Raw genomic sequence first — 2,900 nt, forward strand, 5'->3', positions numbered from 1 at the left:
AAGCGTATAAGAGACAGGAAGTAGACCGGCGGGGCCGGCTCCGGCAGGCGGGCCAGACGGGCCTGCTCGACACGGACGTGCGTACCCGCGTGGTCGACCGTCTCACCGCGCCAGAGCGCCCGCACCACGTGCAGGAACTCGTCGGTACGCGCGTACCGCGCCTCCTTGTCCAGGAAGTCGCCGTACGCCCGCTGCTCGTGCGACTCGCCACCGGTGACCACGTTGACCAGCAGCCGCCCCTCGGAGAGGCGCTGGAAGGTGGCGCCCATCTGCGCGGCGAGGGTCGGCGAGAGCAGGCCGGGCCGGAAGGCGACCAGGAACTTCAGCCGCTCGGTGACCTCGGTGAGCATGGCGGTGGTCAGCCAGGCGTCCTCACACCAGGCCCCGGTCGGGGTCAGCGCGCCGACGAAGCCGAGCTGCTCCGCCGTACGGGCGATCTGGCCGAGGTAGCCGATGGTGGGTGGGCGGGAGCCGCCGGCCCTTCCCGCCGACATGCCGTGCCCGCCGCCGACGATGTCCCGGCTGTCGCCGTACGTGGGCAGGAACCAGTGGAACGTCAACGACATGACTCGATCCTTCAGGCGCGCAGGGGTGGGTCCGGCCGTCCACTCCTGAGAGATGGGACGACCATGCGGACAGACTACCGATAAAACCTATCGGTTTAGTAGGCTGCTGCCGTCCCGGACTTCCGTCGATGTCCGCCGATCCCCTCTTCCCGTGTCCAGGAGCCCTCATGCGTACCCCTCCCCCACGTCGTGCCCGCACCGCCCTGCTCACGGCGCTCGCCCTGGTCGCCGCGGTCGGCCTCACCGCGTGCGGCGGGTCGGCCAGTGGCGACGACGACACTCCCCGACTGCGCATCGGTTACCAGCGGTTCGGCGGGCTGAGCCTGGTCAAGGCGCGCGGCGAGGCGCCGGACGCCGAGTGGTCGCTGTTCGAGAGCGGCCCGGCGCTGACCGAGGCGCTCAAGGCGGGCTCGATCGACATCGGACAGACCGGAGAGGCACCGCCGATCTTCGCCGCCGCCGGCAAGATCCCGTTCTCCGTCATCGGGACCTCCGAGCCGATCCCGCAGGGTGAGGCGGTGCTGGTCAAGGAGGACTCCGGGATCCGGACCTTCGCCGACCTGAAGGGACGGACGGTCGCCCTGAACAAGGGCTCCAACGTGCACTGGCTGCTGGTCCGGCTGCTGGAGGCGAACGACGTGACGTTGCAGGACATCAACGTGAAGTACCTCAAGCCCGCCGAGGGGCGACCGGCCTTCGACAACGGGCAGGTCGACGCCTGGGTGATCTGGGACCCGTACTTCGCCCTCGCCGAGCGCCCCGGCGTCCGGATCCTGGCCGACGCCACCGGCCTGGCCAGCAACCGCGAGTACGTGCTGGCACACCCGGACGCGTTGGCGGAGAAGTCCCCGCAGATCGAGTCGTTCCTGCGGACGTACCGGACGGTCACCGACTGGGGCATCGCCAACCCGGCCGAACGCGCCGCGGTGCTCGCCCCCGAGCTGAAGATCCCCGAGGACGTGACCAGCCGGGCCCTGGACCGCAGCGCCCGCGCCCTCGCCCCGGTCACCCCCGCGGTCGGCGACGAGTTGCAGGCCATCGCCGACGGCTTCGCCACCCTGGAACTCATCCCCGGCCCGGTCGACATCCGCTCCCGCATCGACGACCGCTTCACCGAGGTGTACCGGTGACCAGGGCGACCGCGCCACCCGCCGAGGCGCCGGCGACATCGGGCCCCGCAGATCTCGGTACGCCCCGGCCCGCCGAACGGCGGCGACGCACCACGATCCCGACGGTCGCCTGGTGGCGGCTGGCCAGCCCGGTGCTGCTGGTGGCCGCCTGGGAGCTGGCCGCCCGGGTCGGGTGGCTCGCGCCGGAGAAGCTGCCCGCGCCGAGCACCGTGCTGGCCACCGGGTGGCGCCTGGCCAGCGACGGCACCCTGCTGACCCACCTGCTCGACTCGCTCAGCCGAGCCGGTGCCGGACTCCTCATCGGCGGCGGACTCGCCCTGATCCTCGGCGCCGTCGCCGGGCTGCTGCGGCTCGGAGACGACCTGATCGACCCACCGGTCCAGATGGCCCGGATGCTGCCGCACCTCGGGCTGGTACCACTGCTGATCATCTGGGTCGGCATCGGCGAGTCACTGAAGATCAGCCTGGTCGCCCTCGGCGCCTTCTTCCCGCTCTACTTCAACACCTACGCCGGCATCCGGGACATCGACGAGAGACTTGTCGAGGCGGCCCGTACGTGTGGCCTCGGCACCGTCGCCCGGCTGCGGCACGTGGTGCTGCCCGGCGCGCTGCCCGCCCTGTTCCTCGGCCTCCGCCTGGCCATCGGCGCCGCCTGGCTCAGCCTGGTGGTCGGCGAACAGGTCAACGCCCAGACCGGCATCGGCTTCCTGATGATGGAGGCCCGCGAGTTCAGCCAGACCGACGTGGTGGTCCTCGGCCTGCTCGTCTACGCCCTGCTCGGGCTGCTCTCCGACGTGGCCATCCGCACCCTGGAAAGGAGGACGCTGTCATGGCGACGCGGACTTCGGGCAACCTGACCGGCGCGACGGCGGTGCTGACCGCGACCGGCGTACGCCGCGAGTTCGGCACCACCACCGTGCTGGCCGGTGCCTCGCTGAGCATCGCGCCGGGCGAGGTGGTCGCCCTGCTCGGCGGCAGCGGCTCCGGCAAGAGCACCCTACTGCGCGTACTCGCCGGCCTCGACGAGGAGGCCACCGGCGAGACCGCCCTGCGCGGCACCGCCGCGGTCGTCTTCCAGGAGCACCGGCTGCTGCCGTGGAAACGGGTCGCCGACAACGTCGCGCTCGGGCTCTCCGGCCCGGACGTGGCCCAGCGGGTCGACCGGGCGCTGACGGAGGTCGGCCTCGCCGACCGCCACCGCGCC

At 71.9% G+C, this 2,900-nt stretch carries 3 protein-coding genes and 1 pseudogene; 3 read left to right on the top strand and 1 reads right to left on the bottom strand.

Going from position 1 to position 2,900, the window contains the following annotated elements; translation table 11 throughout:
• The coding region (locus tag EYA84_RS29845) for an LLM class flavin-dependent oxidoreductase (RefSeq protein WP_131057450.1) at positions 1-566 on the bottom strand (566 nt) is incomplete at its 3' end.
• Between the two features lie 167 nt (positions 567-733).
• Between EYA84_RS29845 and EYA84_RS29850 the strand changes: the two genes are divergently transcribed.
• The 3 genes and pseudogenes from EYA84_RS29850 to EYA84_RS29860 all read left to right on the top strand — a co-directional run.
• Positions 734-1,696 (top strand): aliphatic sulfonate ABC transporter substrate-binding protein, encoded by a 963-nt coding sequence (locus EYA84_RS29850; protein WP_131057452.1) that lies wholly within the window; start codon positions 734-736, stop codon positions 1,694-1,696.
• Positions 1,693-2,553 carry an ABC transporter permease gene (locus tag EYA84_RS29855; protein ID WP_131057454.1) on the top strand — a complete coding sequence of 287 codons (861 nt, stop codon included), beginning with the start codon at positions 1,693-1,695 and terminating at the stop codon, positions 2,551-2,553. The genes EYA84_RS29850 and EYA84_RS29855 overlap by 4 nt, the downstream gene beginning before the upstream one ends.
• A 62-nt stretch (positions 2,554-2,615) precedes the next feature.
• A pseudogene (locus tag EYA84_RS29860) lies at positions 2,616-2,900 on the top strand (ATP-binding cassette domain-containing protein); the annotation flags it as partial.

It is taken from the genome of Verrucosispora sp. SN26_14.1 (assembly GCF_004307965.1).
GTDB lineage: Bacteria > Actinomycetota > Actinomycetes > Mycobacteriales > Micromonosporaceae > Micromonospora.

Excerpts from the sequence above, each read along its gene's own strand:
- EYA84_RS29850 (WP_131057452.1), top strand. The coding sequence starts at position 734 with ATGCGTACCCCTCCCCCACGTCGTGCCCGCACCGCCCTGCTCACGGCG.